This window comes from Bacillus sp. 1NLA3E (assembly GCF_000242895.2).
Lineage (GTDB): Bacteria > Bacillota > Bacilli > Bacillales > Cytobacillaceae > Bacillus_BU.
In genome coordinates, this window is the sequence record NC_021171.1 from 4,410,066 (window position 1) to 4,429,696 (window position 19,631).

17 protein-coding genes are annotated in these 19,631 nt (G+C 41.0%); 11 read left to right on the top strand and 6 right to left on the bottom strand.

Annotated features, from left to right (window positions below; all coding sequences use genetic code 11):
• Position 1: 1 nt before the first annotated feature.
• The 3 genes from B1NLA3E_RS21140 to B1NLA3E_RS21150 all read right to left on the bottom strand — a co-directional run bounded on the left by B1NLA3E_RS21140 (position 2) and on the right by B1NLA3E_RS21150 (position 3,524).
• Positions 2-616: a succinate dehydrogenase cytochrome b558 subunit gene (locus B1NLA3E_RS21140; RefSeq protein ID WP_015595856.1), complete on the bottom strand. Its 615-nt coding sequence runs from the start codon at positions 614-616 to the stop codon at positions 2-4.
• A gap of 39 nt (positions 617-655) precedes the next feature.
• The gene (gene aspA, locus B1NLA3E_RS21145; protein WP_015595857.1) at positions 656-2,113 is read right to left on the bottom strand and encodes an aspartate ammonia-lyase; all 1,458 of its coding nucleotides are present in this window, start codon (positions 2,111-2,113) and stop codon (positions 656-658) included.
• 97 nt (positions 2,114-2,210) lie between these two features.
• Positions 2,211-3,524, bottom strand: a complete 1,314-nt coding sequence (locus tag B1NLA3E_RS21150) for an anaerobic C4-dicarboxylate transporter family protein (protein WP_015595858.1) — start codon at positions 3,522-3,524, stop codon at positions 2,211-2,213.
• A 485-nt stretch (positions 3,525-4,009) separates the two neighbouring features.
• On the opposite strand from B1NLA3E_RS21150, the gene B1NLA3E_RS21160 reads away from it, so the two are divergent.
• From B1NLA3E_RS21160 to B1NLA3E_RS21175, 4 genes are all read left to right on the top strand, one after another.
• Positions 4,010-5,275 (top strand): sensor histidine kinase, encoded by a 1,266-nt coding sequence (locus tag B1NLA3E_RS21160; protein WP_015595860.1) that lies wholly within the window; start codon positions 4,010-4,012, stop codon positions 5,273-5,275.
• A 5-nt stretch (positions 5,276-5,280) separates the two neighbouring features.
• A complete protein-coding gene (locus tag B1NLA3E_RS21165; protein ID WP_041580766.1) occupies positions 5,281-6,198 on the top strand; it encodes a response regulator in 918 nt (305 codons plus the stop codon).
• A gap of 327 nt (positions 6,199-6,525) precedes the next feature.
• Positions 6,526-7,530, top strand: a complete 1,005-nt coding sequence (locus B1NLA3E_RS21170) for a LacI family DNA-binding transcriptional regulator (protein ID WP_041580767.1) — start codon at positions 6,526-6,528, stop codon at positions 7,528-7,530.
• 341 nt (positions 7,531-7,871) lie between these two features.
• Positions 7,872-9,035 (top strand): iron-containing alcohol dehydrogenase, encoded by a 1,164-nt coding sequence (locus tag B1NLA3E_RS21175; protein WP_015595863.1) that lies wholly within the window; start codon positions 7,872-7,874, stop codon positions 9,033-9,035.
• Between the two features lie 276 nt (positions 9,036-9,311).
• On the opposite strand, the gene B1NLA3E_RS21180 is transcribed toward B1NLA3E_RS21175, so the two are convergent.
• Positions 9,312-10,325 carry a 2-keto-3-deoxygluconate permease gene (locus B1NLA3E_RS21180; protein WP_015595864.1) on the bottom strand — a complete coding sequence of 338 codons (1,014 nt, stop codon included), beginning with the start codon at positions 10,323-10,325 and terminating at the stop codon, positions 9,312-9,314.
• Positions 10,326-10,352: 27 nt separating this feature from the next.
• Entirely contained in the window at positions 10,353-11,309 is a 957-nt protein-coding gene (locus tag B1NLA3E_RS21185) for a sugar kinase (protein WP_015595865.1), read from the bottom strand.
• Between the two features lie 373 nt (positions 11,310-11,682).
• Between B1NLA3E_RS21185 and kduI the strand changes: the two genes are divergently transcribed.
• The 7 genes from kduI to B1NLA3E_RS21220 all read left to right on the top strand — a co-directional run bounded on the left by kduI (position 11,683) and on the right by B1NLA3E_RS21220 (position 17,750).
• Complete coding sequence (gene kduI / locus B1NLA3E_RS21190; RefSeq protein ID WP_015595866.1) at positions 11,683-12,513, top strand: 5-dehydro-4-deoxy-D-glucuronate isomerase; 831 nt, start codon at positions 11,683-11,685, stop codon at positions 12,511-12,513.
• Between the two features lie 56 nt (positions 12,514-12,569).
• Complete coding sequence (locus tag B1NLA3E_RS21195) at positions 12,570-13,235, top strand: bifunctional 4-hydroxy-2-oxoglutarate aldolase/2-dehydro-3-deoxy-phosphogluconate aldolase (RefSeq protein WP_015595867.1); 666 nt, start codon at positions 12,570-12,572, stop codon at positions 13,233-13,235.
• On the top strand, positions 13,235-14,011 hold the full coding sequence (kduD, locus tag B1NLA3E_RS21200; RefSeq protein WP_015595868.1) for a 2-dehydro-3-deoxy-D-gluconate 5-dehydrogenase KduD: 777 nt from the start codon (positions 13,235-13,237) through the stop codon (positions 14,009-14,011). The genes B1NLA3E_RS21195 and kduD overlap by 1 nt, the downstream gene beginning before the upstream one ends.
• A 34-nt stretch (positions 14,012-14,045) precedes the next feature.
• Positions 14,046-14,498, top strand: a complete 453-nt coding sequence (locus B1NLA3E_RS21205) for a YhcH/YjgK/YiaL family protein (RefSeq protein ID WP_015595869.1) — start codon at positions 14,046-14,048, stop codon at positions 14,496-14,498.
• A gap of 486 nt (positions 14,499-14,984) precedes the next feature.
• Complete coding sequence (locus tag B1NLA3E_RS21210) at positions 14,985-15,947, top strand: D-2-hydroxyacid dehydrogenase (RefSeq protein WP_015595870.1); 963 nt, start codon at positions 14,985-14,987, stop codon at positions 15,945-15,947.
• Between the two features lie 323 nt (positions 15,948-16,270).
• Positions 16,271-17,446 (top strand): IS200/IS605 family element RNA-guided endonuclease TnpB, encoded by a 1,176-nt coding sequence (gene tnpB / locus B1NLA3E_RS21215; protein ID WP_015595871.1) that lies wholly within the window; start codon positions 16,271-16,273, stop codon positions 17,444-17,446.
• 109 nt (positions 17,447-17,555) lie between these two features.
• The gene (locus B1NLA3E_RS21220; protein ID WP_041580768.1) at positions 17,556-17,750 is read left to right on the top strand and encodes a hypothetical protein; all 195 of its coding nucleotides are present in this window, start codon (positions 17,556-17,558) and stop codon (positions 17,748-17,750) included.
• Positions 17,751-18,068: 318 nt separating this feature from the next.
• On the opposite strand, the gene B1NLA3E_RS21225 is transcribed toward B1NLA3E_RS21220, so the two are convergent.
• Complete coding sequence (locus B1NLA3E_RS21225; RefSeq protein ID WP_015595872.1) at positions 18,069-19,526, bottom strand: MFS transporter; 1,458 nt, start codon at positions 19,524-19,526, stop codon at positions 18,069-18,071.
• Positions 19,527-19,631 lie beyond the last annotated feature (105 nt).

The window sequence follows — 19,631 nt, forward strand, 5'->3', positions numbered from 1 at the left end:
ATCATGAAAATGCCAGGATTGCGCGTACACCAATGATTGATAGTACGACAAATAGTCCAAGTGTAATGTACTGAAAAATCTTTTGCGATTTCGGGGAAACAGTTATTCCCCAAGTGATCAAGAATGTCCAAACTCCGTTAGCAAAATGAAAAATGGAACCAACAATTCCAATGATATAAAAGGCCAATGACACAGGATTGGCCACAATATTGGCCATTAAATCATAGTTAGCTTCAGCTCCAAAAAACTCAACTTGTACTTTCGTTTCCCAAATATGCCAAGTAACGAAAATGAAGGTGATAATCCCAGTTAATCGTTGTAGGAAAAACTTCCAATTGCGAAAATAACCATACTTTCCGACATTGTTTTTTGACTGAAACGCAATATATATTCCATATATTGCGTGGAAATATAACGGAATAAAAATAATGAATGCTTCCAAGAAAAATTTGAATGGTAAATTCCCCATAATTCCTGCTGCAGTGTTATAGGCATCCATCCCCCATGTGACTGAGTAGTTTACGAACAGGTGGACTGTCAGGAATACCCCAACTGGGATAATTCCTGACAGCGAGTGCAGCTTTCGGTATAAATGCTGGTACTTGCCTCGCTCCATATTTGTACAACCTCCTTTTGTTGCGAATTATATTTGTGTTTATGCCAACACAAGCTCTTTTTCTGCTATTTTCTGTTTCTTCTTTTCTATTAAAAATTTCCCAGAAATTCCTGGATGAGTCATTTCAAATGGATTTAAGATCGTATCTAGCTCTTCTGTCGTCAAGACGCCACGCTCCAGAACAATCTCTCTTACAGGTCGGCTGTAGACAATCGCTTCCCTGGCAATGGATGCAGCTGTTTCATAACCAACATGCGGGTTGATTGCCGTAATCACACCGACACTATTATTCACGTACGCTGCCATTCTTTCTTCATTGGCAGTAATGCCACTTAAACAATGCTCGCGGAATACATTGAACACATTGGTCATGACTTTGATAGATTGCAACAAATTGAAAACAATAACTGGCTCCATTACATTCAACTCGAACTGGCCCGCTTCAGACGCCATGCTGATTGTCAAATCGTTACCGACTACTTGGAATGCACTCTGGTTCAGCACTTCTGCCATAACCGGGTTCACTTTACCTGGCATAATCGAAGAACCAGGCTGGCGAGCAGGTAGATTAATTTCACCAAATCCGCAGCGTGGGCCTGAAGTCATCATCCGTAAGTCATTTGCCATTTTAGACATGTTCAGCATACAAATCTTTAATGCCGCTGATACTTCAATATAGCAATCTGTGTTTTGCGTGCCATCGATTAGATTTTCCGAACCTTTAAGTGGGTAACCGCTGAACTCTGCTAGATAGCTAACCGCTTTTTTGATATATTCTGGGTCAGCGTTTAAGCCTGTTCCCACCGCGGTTGCTCCCATATTCACTTCATATAAATGTTCACGAGTTGCAGTAATCCGCTGAATATCTCTTCTTAACACACGTGCATACGCCTCAAACTCTTGACCAAGTCGGATAGGAACAGCATCCTGTAAATGAGTCCGGCCCATTTTGATGATTCCATCAAATTCACTCGCTTTGTTCATGAACTCATCATGCAATTCACCCATAACCTCAAGTAATCCGTCTAAGGTCGCTAATGTTGATAAGTGGATCGCTGTCGGGAAGGAATCATTTGTAGACTGGGCCATGTTAACATGAGAATTTGGGCTGATTACTTTGTAGTTACCCTTCTGTTCACCGATTAATTCAAGAGCGCGGTTGGCGATGACTTCATTCGCATTCATGTTAATCGATGTACCGGCCCCCCCCTGAATTGGGTCGACAATGAACTGATCATGCAGGCCACCCTCAATTACTTCTTGCGATGCCGCAGCAATAGCGGTAGCAACTTTACGATCAAGCTGTCCAATATCCGCATTAGCAAGTGCCGCTGCTTTTTTCACTATCCCCATCGCGATAATTAATGCTTCATCAATCCGGTATCCCGTGATAGGAAAGTTCTCAGTTGCACGCATCGTTTGGACTCCAAAATAAGCATTTACAGGAACTTCCTTCTCACCTAAAAAATCTTTTTCGATCCGGAATAATTCTCTCATTACAGTCATCTCCAATTTTTTTGTGGTGGGCAGCTGTCTGCTGCCCCTGTTCTTTTTTTAAGGCTGTGTTAATAAACCTAATTTATTGCCAACGCCTTTAAAGGACGATCATACTCATTAAAATACCGATCGCAACTCCACCGACAGAAGCTATTAAGCCTGGAACCATGAAGCTGTGATTCAAAATGTATTTTCCGATTCTCGTTGTACCGGTGCGGTCAAAGTTTATTGCGGCAACAACCGTCGGATAGTTCGGGATAAAGAAATATCCGTTTACAGCTGGGAACATCGCGATTAGTAATGCTGGGTTAATCCCAAGCGTTATTCCAAGCGGCATAAGAGTTCGAACCGTTGCAGCCTGGCTGTAAAGTAGGATTGACAAGCCAAACAATGCAAGAGCAAACAACCATGGTGCTGCAGTAACTAAATCTGAAATTGATCCTGAAATAAGGGCCATATTACCTTGGAAGAAGGTATCTCCCATCCAAGCGATACCGAAGATGGCAACAACAGCAGTCGCACCAGCTTTAAACACACTGCCCGAGACAATTTCTTCTACTTTTGGTTTACAGAAAATAAGGATTAAAGCAGAAATGGTAAGCATGACGATTTCGATTGCAGCCGGCATACTCATCCGTGTAAATACACCCTCGATATCCCAGCCTGGACGCAATTGTTCAAAAGAACCAAGGACAACAACAAGCACAGCCGCCATCAAGAAAAATATTACTGATAACTTGGCTCCAGAATTCGGGTTATACGCTTTCTTGTCCTTTTTAATCGGAGCAAGACCAGCTTCGAGACGTTTTAAATAATCAGGATCCATGTTAAGCTCTTTACCTGTTTTGCTAGAAACAAAAGCAGCAATCATACAGGCGATGAATGTTGACGGAACACAAATTAGCATGATTTGCATAAGACTAATGTTAAAATCAGACAATAAAGCCAACAACGCTACAGTTGCTGCGGATATGGGACTTGCCGTAATCGCTTGTTGTGATGCAATAACTGCAATTGACATCGGGCGTTCAGGTCGTATTCCTGTTTCCCGAGCAACCTCAGCGATAACTGGAAGGACCGAATACGCAACGTGTCCAGTACCGGCACAGAAAGTAAAGAGATACGTAACAACTGGTGCAATATACGTAATATACTTAGGATGTTTTCGAAGTGCTTTTTCTGCAAGAAAGACAAGATATTCCATGCCCCCTGCTGCTTGAAGCGCTCCCGCTGCCGTAATGACGGCGAGAATCATCAGCATAACATCGATTGGTGCAGAAGTTGGCTGAAGCCCGAAACCAAATACCAGAATGGCGAGTCCGACTCCGCCCATTACCCCGAGGCCAACACCGCCAAGACGTGCACCGATAAAGATACAGGTCAGTACGATAAGAAATTGAATCCAAAACATGTTGTTTCCTCCAGACAAGAAATTTTTATAAATACTAAGAAGTGCAGTAAACGATTTTCAGTTGTGACCAGTCACGGTTGCCCATTAAAATGAACGACCTGTCACCTTCCTTCTTTTTGAATGTTTGTGTTTTATTTCACAAAAAGTTTATAAAGAAAACTCCAGCTTACCCTCTAGGTAAACTAAAGCAACAGAGACAAATAATCTTCTTTTGGGAAAGGGGATTTAAGTCTCTTTTGCTTAAGAAGAGAATAACAGTCGCCCTACTAAAAACTACAAGAACCGACAGAGTCCGATTTGAACTTAATAAATTTGTCATAATTATATGTTGGGAATTTACACAAATCCCGTACAATGTTATTGTCAGGGACAAGCTAATTTTCATACAACACCCTTTAAGAAGTACGTAATAACGTATCTTCTTTTATAAGGGCCATGTAAATATAGTTTTTTCGACATCACAAAATGTGTAGGAAGTGGCATAAATGAAGAAAAGACTGTTAGTCTATTTAACGATGATGATTGTAGTGCCGCTTGCGGGTGAAATGAAGTTTTTCCCAATCCAAGAAGACGTGAGGGTTAGCCTTGGTACACCGGTCTTCTTCTTTATTTTATTATTGTCACGAGAAATCCAACCAATCGTTTCCGGCATTCTAGTCGGAATATCCGTGGTATCATTTCGAATTTTTCTAGGAATACATAGTGGAGACATGCTTTTGGAGGAAGCTTTTGGCGCTAACTTTCCAGTTTTCTTCTATTATGTAACGTTTGCATCGCTGTTTTACTTATTTAATATTAAAAAGATGTCTGACAATCCCTTGCTTATCGGTGTGCTTGGGGTCATAATTGAAATCTTTGCTAGCATGATCGAAATCGGTTTACGATCGTTTTACTCCCATGTTCCAATTGCACTGGACACTCTTGTTATTATCGGGGGGATAGCGATTATCCGGAGTTTCTTCGTTTTAGGATTCTTCAACATATTTATGATTCGCGAAGCACGCCTAGCTGAAGAAGAACAGCGGAAACAAAATGAACAAATGCTTGTCCTCATTTCAAACCTTTATATAGAAATGGTTCAACTAAAAAAAACAATGAAAAATACCGAGCAGTTGACAATTGCTGGCTACAAACTTTACCGTGATTTAAGGGAGGTCGGGCATAATACTTTTTCCAAGACTGCCCTCAAACTTGCCTTTGAAATGCACGAAATAAAAAAAGATAATCAACGAATTTATGCAGGGCTTTCCAAGCTAATGACCAAGGAAAACCTTAGCGATTACATGTCAATTAGTGAAATTATTCACGTAATCCGCACCGGTAATGAGCGGTATTCAGATTTGCTAGGAAAGAATATTCTTTTTATAAGCAACATTTCCGGGCAGCATCCGTTATATCACACGTTCATCCTTCTTTCTGTGATTAATAATCTTGTTTCAAATGCGGTGGAAGCAATTGAGGAGAACGGGGAAATTTTAATTGAAACAATAATCGCCGAAGACATCCTTGATATCCGTGTGAAGGACAACGGGATGGGCATTAGCCCACGAAACAGGCCGTTAATATTCACACCTGGTTTCACGACGAAGTTTGACTCTGAGGGTATAGCATCAACTGGAATCGGACTTTCCTATGTGAAAAATGTGATTAGAGATCTTGGCGGAAATATTAGACTTGAGGAACCAGAAATTCATTTTAAAACGGTGTTTGCAATTAGTCTCCCAATTGAGAGTTTAACGGAAAGAGGTTGAGACCTGTGAATTTTTTTATCGTGGACGATTCTGCCCCGATTCGGGCAATGCTAGCAAATATTATCGAAGATGAGGACCTTGGAACAGTGGTAGGCGAAGCAGAGGATGGCTCGGAGGTATACGCGGACGAACTTGTTGCTAAAGCGATTGATATCCTTCTGATTGACTTGCTAATGCCAAACCGCGACGGGATTGAGACAGTGAGGGAAATTGCCTCTTCCTTTAAAGGGAAAATCCTTATGATATCCCAGGTAGAAACGAAGGATTTGATTGGCGAAGCCTATTGCCTCGGAGTTGAACATTATATTACTAAACCAATTAATCGACTTGAGGTAGTCAGTATTCTGAAGAAAGTAAGCGAACATCTACTCCTTGAAAAGTCAATCCAGGAAATTCAAAAATCATTAAGCGGTCTTCATCAAATCCCGGTGAGCTCCGCTTCTTACAAATCAGCCCCTCCTTCGATTGTAGCTTCAGGGAAAAGTCTGTTACTTGAGCTAGGAATTATTGGCGAGAGCGGAAACAAAGACTTGCTCGATATATTAAGCGTTATATATGAATTAGAAAAAGCTGGCGTTCGAGAAACCCCATCATTAAAAGACTTATACGAAAGAGTCGTTGAAAAGCGTTTTGGAAATGCTTCCTCTACGGTAGATTTAAAAAAAGAAATAAAAGCTGGGGAACAAAGAATCCGCCGAGCCATTCAACAGGCTCTTTGTCATATCGCTTCACTTGGTCTAACCGATTATGCAAATCCTAAATTTGAAAATTACGCTTCGAAATTCTTTGATTACTCCCAGGTCCGGATGAAAATGCTTGAGCTTGATGGAAAAAGCAACTGTAATACAGCCCATTCTCGTATTAATATTAAAAAATTCATCCAAGCCCTATACATGGAAGCAAAGCAAGCACAGAATTCATGAGGTTCCATGGTTGTTAATCAAACGTTTGATTAACAACCTGTGTTGGCAACAAAATATGGCTCTAAATTTCACCCATAAAGACGCTGTTCTCAACCTGAGAATGGCGTCTAACTTTTTTCTTTCCACTATGCCGCTTTAAAGCACCGGGGGTCAGGCACCACAGCTTGCTGTAAAGCGGCACAGTGCTAAGTATTATTCTCATTTTTTGTTATCGTTAGACTTTTTCTCTTTTCATTCTGTATAATAAATGGTAGTGTTTCTGATACAGAAAGTTATTATTTCGAGATAATATATAAGGAACCACGCATGATTTGAGGAGAGAAAATGATGAAAAACCCAACGATTGACGATGTCGCAAAAAAAGCCGGTGTTTCCAAAAGCACTGTTTCGCAATATTTAAATCAACGTTATAAATATATGAGCGAAAAAACAAAGCTTAAAATTGAGGGCGTAATAAAGGAGTTAAACTTCGTACCTAACAATCTGGCCAGAAGTTTAAAACAAAAGAGAACCTCTATGGTTGGGGTAATTGTCGCCAATATCATCTATAACATTTCTACCCATATTGTCCGTGGCATTGAGGATGAGTTCCAAAAATCGGGTATCCAAGTCATCATCTGTAATGCCGATGAAAATCCCGAAAAGGAAAGAAATTATATTGAAATGTTAAAATCACGGCAGGTCGATGGTTTGCTAGTCTTTCCAACTGGAAAAAACGTCGATTTGTACAACCAATTAATAGATGAAAAATATCCTCTCGTGTTTTTAGACAGGATTGTCGAAGGTGTTGCCGTACAAAGCATATTGCTTGATAACGAGGCAGCTGCAACCATGGCGGTCCAAGAATTTATTAAAAATGGCCATAAGAAAATCGGTATTATTACCATGCCAATCACTTCCCCCCATATTACTCCAAGGATTGAGCGATTGAGCGGCTATAAAAAAGCACTTGAACGAAATGGCTTAGAAATCAGAGAAGACTATATATATAACGTTCCTAAAGAGGAAATACAAAATTCAGTTACATCTCTTCTTGCCCTAAGTGATCCTCCAACAGCGTTATTGGCTGCCAATGATATTGTTCTAAAGGAAGTCCTGCTAGCTGCTAAGCATAACGACATTACTGTTCCTAAGGATATTGCGGTAATTGGAATTGATGATGTTTCCTTTGCCCGAATTCATAACCCGACCATTACTACGGTGGCTCAACCTGCTTATGAAATGGGGAAAACAGCGGCAAGAATTTTACTCGAGAGCATTGAAAAGGAAAAGGACATCACTCCGATTACCTTCCGATTCCCTCCCACTTTGAAACAAGGTGAGTCGGTTTAAACTGCAAGTTTTGGCCTTATTAAAATAAACCACATTCTCCACAAGAATGCGGTTTATTTTTTTGTAAAGCTGTGTTAAAGCTCTATGTTGCTTTTTGCAGAATGTTGAGTGGAAGGCACGAAGACTCCTGCGGGAGCAGCGGGACAGGTGAGACCCCACAGGCGCATAAGCGCCGAGGAGGCTCACCGCCCGCCCCGCGGAAAGCGAGTGCCTGGTACGGAAATCAACATTCTAGTTTAGCAGAGCCTTTTGTAAAAAAATCGTAATATCAATATTACTAAATCGGTTTATCAAAATGATATAATGAATGGATTTCATTTTACCCGAGGAGGTATACTTTTTTGGAGAATTTTTCTTTTCACAACCCAACCAGAATTATTTTTGGAAAAGAGCAATTAGGTCTACTTAAATCTGAATTAGCGCACTACGGAAAAAATATTCTCGTTGTCTACGGCGGTGGGAGTATTAAGAAAATCGGCTTGTATCAAGAGGTTATGTCCATTTTAAACGAAATGAACGCAAAAGTAGTTGAACTGAGTGGTGTTGAGCCCAATCCACGATTGACTTCCGTAAAAAAAGGGGCCGATCTGTGCAAGGAACATGATATTAACTTTGTATTAGCTGTTGGTGGCGGCAGTGTCATCGATTGCACAAAAGCGATTGTCGCAGGTGCACTCTATGACGGTGACCCGTGGGACCTCATTACCAATAAGGCCGAGGTGCAGTCCGCTTTGCCTTTCGGGGCGATATTAACGCTGGCGGCAACCGGCTCAGAAATGAACAACGGTGCGGTGATCACCAATTGGGAAACAAAAGAAAAATACCCTTTTAGAAGCTTATATACTTATCCCGTTTTTTCAATATTAGACCCAGAATACACCTACTCAGTTCCATTGGACCAAACCATCTATGGAATTGTGGATATAATGGCGCACGTATTCGAGCAATATTTCCACCATCAAACTGGGACTGAGTTAATCGACCGTTTTGGTGAGTCGATTCTACAAACAGTCATCGCCACCGCACCAAAGCTAATCAAGGATTTAAGCAATTATGATCACCGTGCTAGCATTTTGTATTGTGGGACGCTTGCTCAAAACAGACTGCTATCAACTGGCATTATCCCTGATTGGGCAACACATAATATTGAGCACGCAGTCTCAGCTGTTTACGACATCCCTCATGGTGGAGGTCTGTCCATCCTCTTCCCTAACTGGATGGAATACGTCCTGGATGAAAACTTGGCTAGGTTCAAGCAACTAAGTTTACGAGTTTTCGGAGTCGACCCAGCTGGAAAAAGTGATAAGGAAATTGCTTTAGAAGGAATTAAGCGGTTACGCGAGTTCTGGACATCAATTGGTGCCCCAACTCGTCTTGCAGACTACGGAATAGGTCAGGATTCAATTGAAATCATGACAGAAAAAGCGATGGCGAGAGGCGAGTTCGGTAACTTTAAGAAGTTGAATTCAGAAGATGTTTCCACAATTTATCGGGCTTCTTTATAGAAAATAAGGCTCTTTTCTAAAAAATTTTTGTTTTTTTAATAGGTTTTTGGAAAGAAAACAGTTGATAAAGAAGTTGATTGGAGCGGAAGGTGCGAGACTCCTGCGGGAGCAGCGGGACAGGTGAGACCCCGCAGGAGCTTTAGCGACGAGGAGGCTCACCGCCCGCCCCGCGGAAAGCGAGCATCCTGGAGCGGAAATCAACAACACTTCTCTTGCAAAAAAAGCCAAAAATAAACATAGAAAACGGCGACCACTTATGTGGCCGCCGTTAAGCTATTATGATACTTTCACGTTTATTTCATCTACGATGGGCTGTTTGCGGACCTTTTTTGCGGGTATGCCCTTTTCTTTTGACCATTTTGCAACCCACGTTGTTAAGAATGGTGTTAATACAGCGGTTACAATAACACATGTTGCAATTAAGGCTGTTGCAGATTCTGCTACACCAGCAAACGAAGGATCGATTTCGGCGATTGCAAACGGTACGGCAACGGCTGCACCTGCTGTTGAGCCTGCGGCAACTCCCGCCACACCATCTGATCCAGTAACAAATCGGTCAAGGATATATAGGAATCCACCAGAAACTACGGCTACTGTAACACCTAATAAAATCCCAAGTACTCCTGATTTAACCAACATACCTAAGTTCAAAGCATATCCCAGTGAAAGGGCGAAGAAAGGAATGAAAATCGGCACGGCTGGACCAAAGAATTTACGAATATCTTTATCAAGACTTCCAAGTAGAATACCTAATGCAAATGGAATGAGTGTAGAAACAATTGCCTGCCAAGGGAATGTACCAAGACCTGCCACACCTAAAGTAACCATAGTCATAAACGGACCTGATTCAATACTGATGAAACAGAAACCTGCTGCGTCTTCTTTTCTACCTAAGTGATTCATTACTGCCAAGTACAAACCGCCATTTGTTTCATTCATGGCTGCAATTAACACTAGAACGGAGATACCAGCAAAGAATCCTGTTTGGATCCCACCGGCAGGGATGAACTGGGAAGCAATGTAACCAATCAATGCTGCAAATAAAACTTTACCAATTAATAGCGTTAATCCCTTTTTTGCAATATATCCTGATGAACGTACATCAATGGTTGTTCCGATACAGAAGAAAAATACCGCTAAAATAGTGCCTGTTCCGGTAAGCATGGCCCCGGTGAATCCACCAAAGAACTCAGCTGTATTCGGTGCAAATGTGTGTAAAAGCGCCCCTATAAACAATGGTACAATCATCATGCCGCCAGGAATTTTCTCGATGGTAGCTTTAATTTTCATTTTATTCACTCCAATTCATATAATGGTTTATTTTGCAGCAACTAATGAATAATCTATAAATTCCGCTAAGCCTTTTTTTGTAGGTAATCCATCACTATCCCCAGGGGACATGACCGCTAATGCGCCAATTGCGTTTGCGCGGACGACAGCTTCTTTTACAGGAAGTTTCTCCAATAACGCACTTATAATACCAACTGCAAATCCATCCCCGGCACCAACCGTATCAACCACTTCTTTTACTTCGAAACCTTTTACGTAACCAGATTCATCTTCACTTTTATAAAAGGCGCCTTCTGCCCCAAGCTTAATCACCACTAATTTAATTCCTTTTTCAAGATAGAAATCAGCGATTTGCTCAGGTTGGTCGTAACCAGTCAATGTCTTCCCTTCAGAAATACCAGGTAAAAACCAATCGCATTTCAATGCTAGCTCATTGATCGTGTGAACCATTGTTGCCTCATCCGGCCACAAGCCTGGTCGTAAATTCGGATCAAAGGAGATTGTTTTCCCCTCTTCTCTCATAAAATCCATCGCCCGAACCGTAAATTCATTGCATTCTTTCGATAATGCTGATGGAATACTAGTCACATGCAAATGCGACGCGTTTCTGAAGTATGCTTCCGAAAAATCCTCAGCGCCAAGCTTTGAAGCGGCTGAATTTTTTCTAAAATATTGAACTTCCGGATCTCCTTCCAATACTTTAGATTTCACGAGCATCCCAGTTTGGTATTCATTTGTCACGATTATGCTACTTGTATCAATATTTTCTTTATTTAATGCATTTGTTATAAATCTTCCGAACGTATCGTCACCAAGCTTTGTTACGAGGCCAACGTTCATGCCCAATCTTGATAATCCAGTGGCAACGTTCGTTTCTGCTCCCGCTAAAGCTTTTGAAAAAGTAACAACATGATCGAGAGAACCTACTTCATTCGCAAAGAACATCGTCATTGGCTCTCCAAATGTTACTACATTGAGTTTCATGTGAACTGAATCCCTCCTAATGAATAAAACTAAAAAGCTAACTTTTAAAAGCGCTGTTCTCGAAATCGAAAGCGTATTCAATTTCGATGACTAAAAATTAACACATAAACCGGTTTTGTACAACAGGGTTCATAATTTTATTTTAAAAAATGAGATTCAAATGTGAAATAATTTTGAATGAGAATTTGAAAAATCCGCAGTAAATCCTTTATTATCAAGGTTCATTTTACAATTATAAAAAATAACACCACATTTCGTTTAGAAAAATAGTGATTGACTAACTACTGTATTGGGCTTAGAATCATTTGTGTAAGCGTCAACAGCATCAATTTTTAATAAACCGTTTTATAAAATAGAACTTGGAGGGCTTACAATGGAAAAACGTTATGCAACACATCCAGATCATGGGAAAACCTTAAACACGGAGCAACTACGCCAACAGTACCTCATCTCGGAGTTGTTTGTTCCTGGTGAAATCAAACTATATTATTCATTAGAAGATCGCGTCGTGGTTGGCGGAATCAATCCAATCAACGATGCTCTATATTTAGAGGGTCAAGACGTAATCAAAGCAGATTACTTCCTACAACGTAGAGAACTCGGCATCATCAACGTAGGTGGCAAAGGAACCGTTCGAGTGGATGGTGAGGAATATACATTAGAAAAAAGAGACACTCTTTATGTCGGCTTAGGCTGCAAGGAGCTTATTTTCACAAGTGAAGCTGCCGAAAATCCAGCGAAGTACTATCTTGTCTCTACACCAGCTCATAAGAAATATCCTATTCAAAAAGCACCCTTTACTGAAATTCCTGGTGATCAAATGGGTACACAGGAGAGTGCCAATAAGCGCTCAATCCATCGAATTATCCATGAAAAAGGGATTCAAAGCTGCCAACTCGTCATGGGGATGACCCTACTTGACCCAGGTAGTGTGTGGAACTCAATGCCAACCCACACGCATGATCGCCGCGTCGAAATTTATATGTATTTCGATCTAGATGAGGATGCGAGATTGTTCCATATGATGGGCGAACCAACCGAAACGCGTCATATCGTCATGAAAAATGAGCAGGCAGTATTATCACCGTCTTGGTCAATTCACTCCGGTGTGGCTACCAGCAATTACACTTTCATTTGGGCAATGGCTGGCGAGAACTACACTTACACCGACATGGACCATGTGGCAATGGAAGATTTGCGGTAGTAGCTGACGGTCATTTTTATAAAAATAAAGAAGTCTTCCTTTTGGAGAGGAGAACCATGAAAAAACTACATGTTTTACAAAAAATCGCCGAAACTGGTGTGGTCGCAGTCATTCGTGCCGACTCCGCAGAAGAAGCGGTCCAAATATCTCACGCTTGTATTAGCGGAGGCATTACATCAATCGAGATTACCTTTACGACACCAAATGCTGATGTTGCAATTACAGAGTTAGTAAAGATATACGGAGATCAAGCTTGTATTGGTGCCGGCACAGTGCTTGATGCCATCACAGCTAGAATCGCGATCATGGCGGGTGCCGAGTTCGTTGTTAGCCCTGGTTTTGATAAAGAAACAGCTAAACTGTGTAATCTCTATCAAATTCCTTTTATGGCAGGTTGCTTAACGATTACGGAAATGAAAGAGGCCATGCAGCATGGTGTTGACGTGGTTAAATTATTCCCTGGCAATGCATTTGGACCAGATTATATAAAAGCTGTGAAGGCACCATTACCACAAGTTAATATTATGCCAACTGGTGGGGTTGACTTAGGAAACATCGATCAATGGATTAAGAATGGTTGCGTGGCAGTAGGAATCGGCGGGAATCTTGTAAGTCCTGCAAAGAATAATGATTTTGCAAAAATAACCGAGCTTGCCCAGCAATATGTTCAAAAAGTAGCAGATGCACGACAAAATAATCTTATTACTGGAGGAATAAAATAATGAGCTTACAAAATTTTTCAATGGATTTCTTTCGTTTAGATGGTAAAGTAGCAATCGTTACTGGAGGGAACTCTGGTTTAGGACAAGGCTATGCTGTTGCCTTAGCAAAAGCTGGCGCAGACCTATTCATTCCTACTTATGATACAAACTGGGATGAAACAAGAGAATTGATCGAAAATGAAGGTCGTAAAGTAGTCTTCCTTCAAGCTGATTTAACCAAGAAAGAAGATCGTAGCCGTGTTAAAGAAGAGTGTTTAAAAGAGTTTGGAAAAGTTGATATCCTGATCAACAATGCTGGTACGATCCGCCGTGCCCCACTATTAGAATACCCTGAACAAGATTGGAATGCGGTAATGGACATCAACCTTAACGCAGTTTACTTCTTGAGCCAAGAAATTGCTAAAGTAATGGTAGAGCAAAAGAGCGGAAAAATCATTAACATTGCTTCAATGCTAGCATTCCAAGGTGGAAAATTTGTTCCTTCCTACACAGCAAGTAAGCACGCTGTTGCCGGAATCACAAAAGCATTTGCTAATGAATTAGCTGGTCACAATATTCAAATCAATGCGATTGCTCCTGGCTATATTGCAACCGCTAATACAGCACCAATCCGCGCTGACGAAAACCGTAACAACGAAATTCAATCGAGAATCCCTGCTGATCGTTGGGGTACTCCATTCGACTTGATGGGTGTTGCTGTATTCTTATCAAGCAGAGCTTCTGACTATATGAACGGCCACATTCTTGCTGTTGATGGTGGTTGGTTAGTTCGTTAATTTTGTGGGATGCTATAGATAGCGGGGAATTCAGATGATACTAGATAAGTTAACCCATTTACTTGAATCAACCGTTCAACCAGCCAATATCCAACGAGCTGTTCAATTTTTGGCTGAAGAGGATTTTTCAAGTTACGAGCTTGGAAAACATATCATTGATGAAGAAATGTTTTTCTTCTTATCAGAATACGAGACTAATAGCGTGGAAGATTGCTTCTGGGAAAGCCACCAAACGTATCTCGACCTTCATTATATTTTAGAAGGATCGGAAAAAGTTGGCTATGAACAAATTAATCGTTTAACCGTAAAAGAAACATATAATGAAGAAAAGGATGCCATTTTCTTTACTGGCGAAGTTCATTCTACCGTTTCTTTAAACAAAGGCGATGTGTTAGTTTGTTTTCCACAAGATGGTCATATGACCGGTATCAACACAGGTAATACTGTAACAAAAGTTCGAAAAGTGATTCTTAAAGTGAAAAAATAATAACCAAGGCTGTACTCAACGCTCAAAAAAGAGTTTGAGTGCAGCCTTTTTGGTCATTCAGATTGGGGTTTGAATTGGTTTTTGTGGTTCGTTGGGATTTATCGGCCGTTTTGGTGATTTTATCGACCGTTTTTGAAAATTTATCGGCCGCTTTTTAATTTTTATCGGCCGCTTCTGATAATTTATCGGCCGATGTGAAAAATGTCACTCGTTAGGGATTCGAACCGGCCACCGATGGAGGTCTTCCTTCCCCATAACGTGCACTAAATATCCATTTTTTAAAAAAGAAAGCTGTGTTAAAGCTCAATGTTGATTGGAGTGGAAGGCGCGAAGACTCCTGCGGGAGTAGCGGGACAGGTGAGACCCCGCAGGCGCTTTAGCGCCGAGGAGGCTCACCGCCCGCCCCGCGGAAAGCCAAGCGGCTGGAGCGGAAATCAACATTCTAATTTAACAGCGCCAAAAAGAAAGAAAGTCAGGTGAATCATTTTGCAAAAAAGAAAGATGATTATCGCTCGAAATATTGATCCGCAGTTAGCCGAAAAGGTTAAGGAATTGATTCCCGAATGGGAACTAATTATAGGTAGAGAGCAAACGACTTGGGAGGAACATATCCAGGAAGCAGAAATCGTAGCTGGTTGGTTTAGTGGAATGGAGAAGTATTTCCTGGCCGACGATTCAAAGCTGCGTTGGTTCCAAAGCTGGAGCGCCGGGGTAAACAACTATCCATTAGACCGCTTCCAAGCGCGAAACGTCTATCTAACCAGTGCCAATGGTGTCCATGCTTATCCGATATCTGAGACGATCTTTGCGTTAATGCTCGCTTTAACAAGAAAGATCCATACATTTGTGCAAAACCAAGCCGCTAAGAAATGGGACAATGCCGGGTTGAAGCTTGAAATACATGAAAAGACAATTGGGATTATCGGTGTTGGGGCAATCGGTAAAGAAACGGCCAAAATTGCCAAGGCTTTTGGTATGACGGTACTTGGCGTCCGTCGTTCTGGTGGGACTACAGATTATGTGGATGAAATGTATACCATCGATGACTTGCAGGCGATCCTACCACGCTGTGATTATGTTGTGGTTACCCTACCGCTCACAAAAGAAACGTATCATTTGTTTGGAAAAGAACAGTTCAAGTTGATGCCCCCCTCCTCATTCTTTATCAATATCGGTCGTGGGGAAATCGTCAATGAAATAGAACTAATCGAGGCCCTTCGTGAGGAGGAAATCGCCGGTGCCGGACTAGATGTATTTGAAACAGAGCCGTTAAACACTGCCAGCCCGCTGTGGGAGATGGAAAACGTAATTGTAACTCCTCATCATGCCGGAGCTACCGAAAATTACACAAAACGGCTAATCGAAAACATCCTCATTCCAAACCTAAAAAGCTATCTCGAAACCGAAACACCTAACATAAATCTCGTAAACTACCAAAAAGGCTACTAACAGAGCAGACCAGTGGCGGCGCATTAACGCTTTAAAGCCTAAAGCGGTGCCTGACCCCCAGTGCTGTACAGCGGTATAGCGTTGGGGTTTGTGGTGCGAAATTTGTAATTAAATTTTTATGTAAAGGCGACAAAAAGTGGTGGAATTTTTTATTTGGTTATTGTATAGTTTATCATCCATCCGACAGAATACCCCTCCCTCAAGGAATGTGAAGGGCGAAGCCCAATGAGTAGGGAGGGGATGAATGTCGGTTGGCGATAGCCAAAACTTTCTTCCTTGTGTTATAATAAGAACAAACGTTCTTGTACGGCGAGGTGAAATATATGCTAGTAAACAAGGCTTACAAGTTCCGCATCTACCCAAATAAAAAACAAATTGAACAGATTAACAAAACCATTGGCTGTTCAAGATTTGTTTTCAATTTCTTTCTTGGTAAACAAAAAGAAAAAGATGCTTACTGGTATATCGTCGAAGAAATGAGACAAAACGGTCAGCTCACAGCGAATAACTGGAAAGGCAAATTCTTAAACAAATTTGAAACAGTGAAATCGCTTCCTGAACTGAAGAAACAGTACTCATTTTTGAAAGAAGTCGATAGTATTGCTTTGCAAAAATCAGTAGAAAATTTAGCTGATTCCTATGATCGCTACTACAAAAAGCAAAATAAACAACCACGCTTTAAGTCAAAAAAGAATCCAGTGCAATCTTATTCAACAAAGTATACAAACGGAAATATAGCTATCATAGACAACCACATCAAACTCCCCAAACTAGGGTACGTCCGTTTTGCAAAAAGTCGTGAAGTCGAAGGTCGTATTATAAGTGCCACGATCAGAAGAAACCCCTCTGGTAAATATTTTGTTTCTTTAGCTACTGAATCGGAAGTTATTGCATTACTTAAAACCAATTCAGCAATTGGTATTGATGTAGGACTGAAAGATTTCGCTATTCTTTCGGATGGAACGATTTACCCTAATCCGAAGTTTTTTCGTTCATTAGAAGAAAAATTAGTCCATGCGCAAAGAGTTATGAGCAGACGAAAGATAGGTGGTGCGAACTGGTATAAAGCCAAAAGAAAAGTCGCATGTATTCATGAAAAAATTGTAAACGTAAGAAAAGATTATTTGGACAAGATTTCTTCCAAGATTGTCAAAAACCACGACATTATTGGGATGGAAGACTTGTCCGTATCGAACATGTTAAAGAACCACCATCTTGCTAAAGCAATCAGCGAAGTATCTTGGTCACAATTCAAATGTATGATCGAATACAAAGCTAAATGGAGCAGCAGACAAGTGGTAACCGTTTCAAAAAACTTCGCTAGTAGCCAGCTTTGTTCTGGTTGTGGCTACAAAAACAAAGAGGTTAAAAATCTCGGATTACGTGAATGGGAATGCCCTAAATGTCATACCTATCATAATCGAGATATTAACGCAGGAATCAATCTTAAAAACGAAGCCCTAAGACTTCTAACCGCAGGGACTGCGGGGATCGCCTAATCAATAACTGGTGGATACACTGGTGTTCTTAGGAATCCCCTTCTTCAAACAACCCGTAAGGGTGTTAAGGAGGGGTAGTTCAAGAGACTTTATTTAAAAGGTGGAAAATATGAGAAACACAAATTGTAGATTTATGATTAATGTAATTGGAAAAGGTGGAGAAACTTTCTTTACTCATTGCCATACGAAAAATGAAGTGAAAAATTGGATAAGAGAAAATGAAGAAAAAATTATCGCTAAAACCATCAGGATCGTAGATAGACGTAAAAGACCACTATTGGACTTACTTTTTCAACGAGGTTAATAGAACCACAAAAGACGTCATTCTCTTTACTCGAGAATGGCGTCTTTCTGTTCTAATAGCCACGGATATTGGCCATTTCCGTGGATTTTGAGCTTCTATCTGTATTTGAGTAAAAATCCGGTATATTGATTCATCTTTATTTGCCGAATCTCGATTTTATTTGCCGATTCCATAATTTTATTTGCCGTTTCGCACTTTTATTTGCCGATGCCATATTCCTGTCACAATCCAACAGCAACAACAGTGAAAGCCACACTAATAAACAATCGTGATGCTTCTGGCACTAACAAACACGAACGCTAACGCGCCAGCTCACTATCAGTCACTTACCACCACTCTCGATTTTAACAAGCGCCAACCCGTTAACATTGCTGCGACAAAACAAATCGAGGCTGAACCAATGAAAACAACATGCATTCCTTCTAAAAAGATATCGGGACGATTGGGAATTAACCCTGTCACACGGTAACCTTCCTTGTTGCTCATTACCGTGAATAAGGTGGTTGTGGCTACGGAAATCCCTACCACCATTCCCACATTACGAATAAGGGAATTAACACTACCAGCAATCCCCAATTGAAACCTCGGGACAGTTGACATCACCAATGAATTGTTTGGTGATTGGAATAACCCGCTCCCCATCCCCAACATCGCCACCAACAAACCAACAAACGTTATCGAACTCCCGCTATGCAGCGTCGCTAAGCCAATTTGCGCTAACACCATGACAATCAAACCGACAAAAGTCAGCAGCTCAGAGCCGATTTTATCTGATAACGCCCCACTAAACGGAGCAACAATGGCCATTGTAATCGGAAATAACATTAACAAAAACCCCGCGCTTGCCGGAGATAACTGCAAGATATTTTGCGTGTAAAATGGTGAAATAATATTAAAGCAAAAGTTGGCCACGAACACGAGAAATCCAGTTAAGATACTCAATGAAAATAGTGGATTCTTGAATAAGTCTAGGTGTAGCATGGGTTCCGGCTTATGTGACTCCACCCACAAAAACACCACAAAAGTAACCAAAGCGACTGCAAAAGCTAGCAAAATACGGATATCTTCAAAACCGGCCTGCTGCCCCAATAAAAGCCCTGAAAACAACGCAATAATGAAGACCGCAAACAACAAACTACCCTGGTAGTCTATTTTCACTTTCAGGAATGCGATATCCTTCGGTAACAGCCTCCAGCCAATTGTAATCGCAATCAATCCAATCGGAATATTGACCAAGAAAATATACTCCCACCCTAGGGCCGATAGAATTACCCCCCCAAGACTAGGACCGGCAATACTTCCTAGCGATACAAACGTTCCAACGAGCCCCAACGCCCTACCTCGTTCTCGCGGTGGGAAAATATCGGTTACAATCCCTGAACTGTTGGCCATAGTCATGGAAGCCCCGATTGCCTGAAAGCTTCGGAAAATGATTAGCATCGGCAAGGTTGAGCTCAATCCACATAACAGTGAGCCAATGATGAAAATGACTGTACCCAATTTAAAAATCTTTATTTTCCCGAAAATATCTCCTAATTTGCCGAAAAAGAGAATAAAAGTGCAAATTGCAATTAAATAACTCGTTACGATCCATTGTGCTTGAGCGATTTGGATATGAAGATTTTTGGTGATCATGGGTAAAGCGATATTTACAATACTTCCATCCAGAGTAGACATGAATATAAAAAGATTTAAGATGATCAAAATAGACCAACGCTTCTTTTGAATATTAGGATCATCTTGATACGATTTGTAGTGCGGATTCAAAAACAACACCTCATTTTTACGATTATTAGTTGCGCACGCAACTATTTTGTCATAACAAGTCTACTCTATTTTAGTTGCGTACGCAACTAATTTACGTTACAATTTTTTCATTAG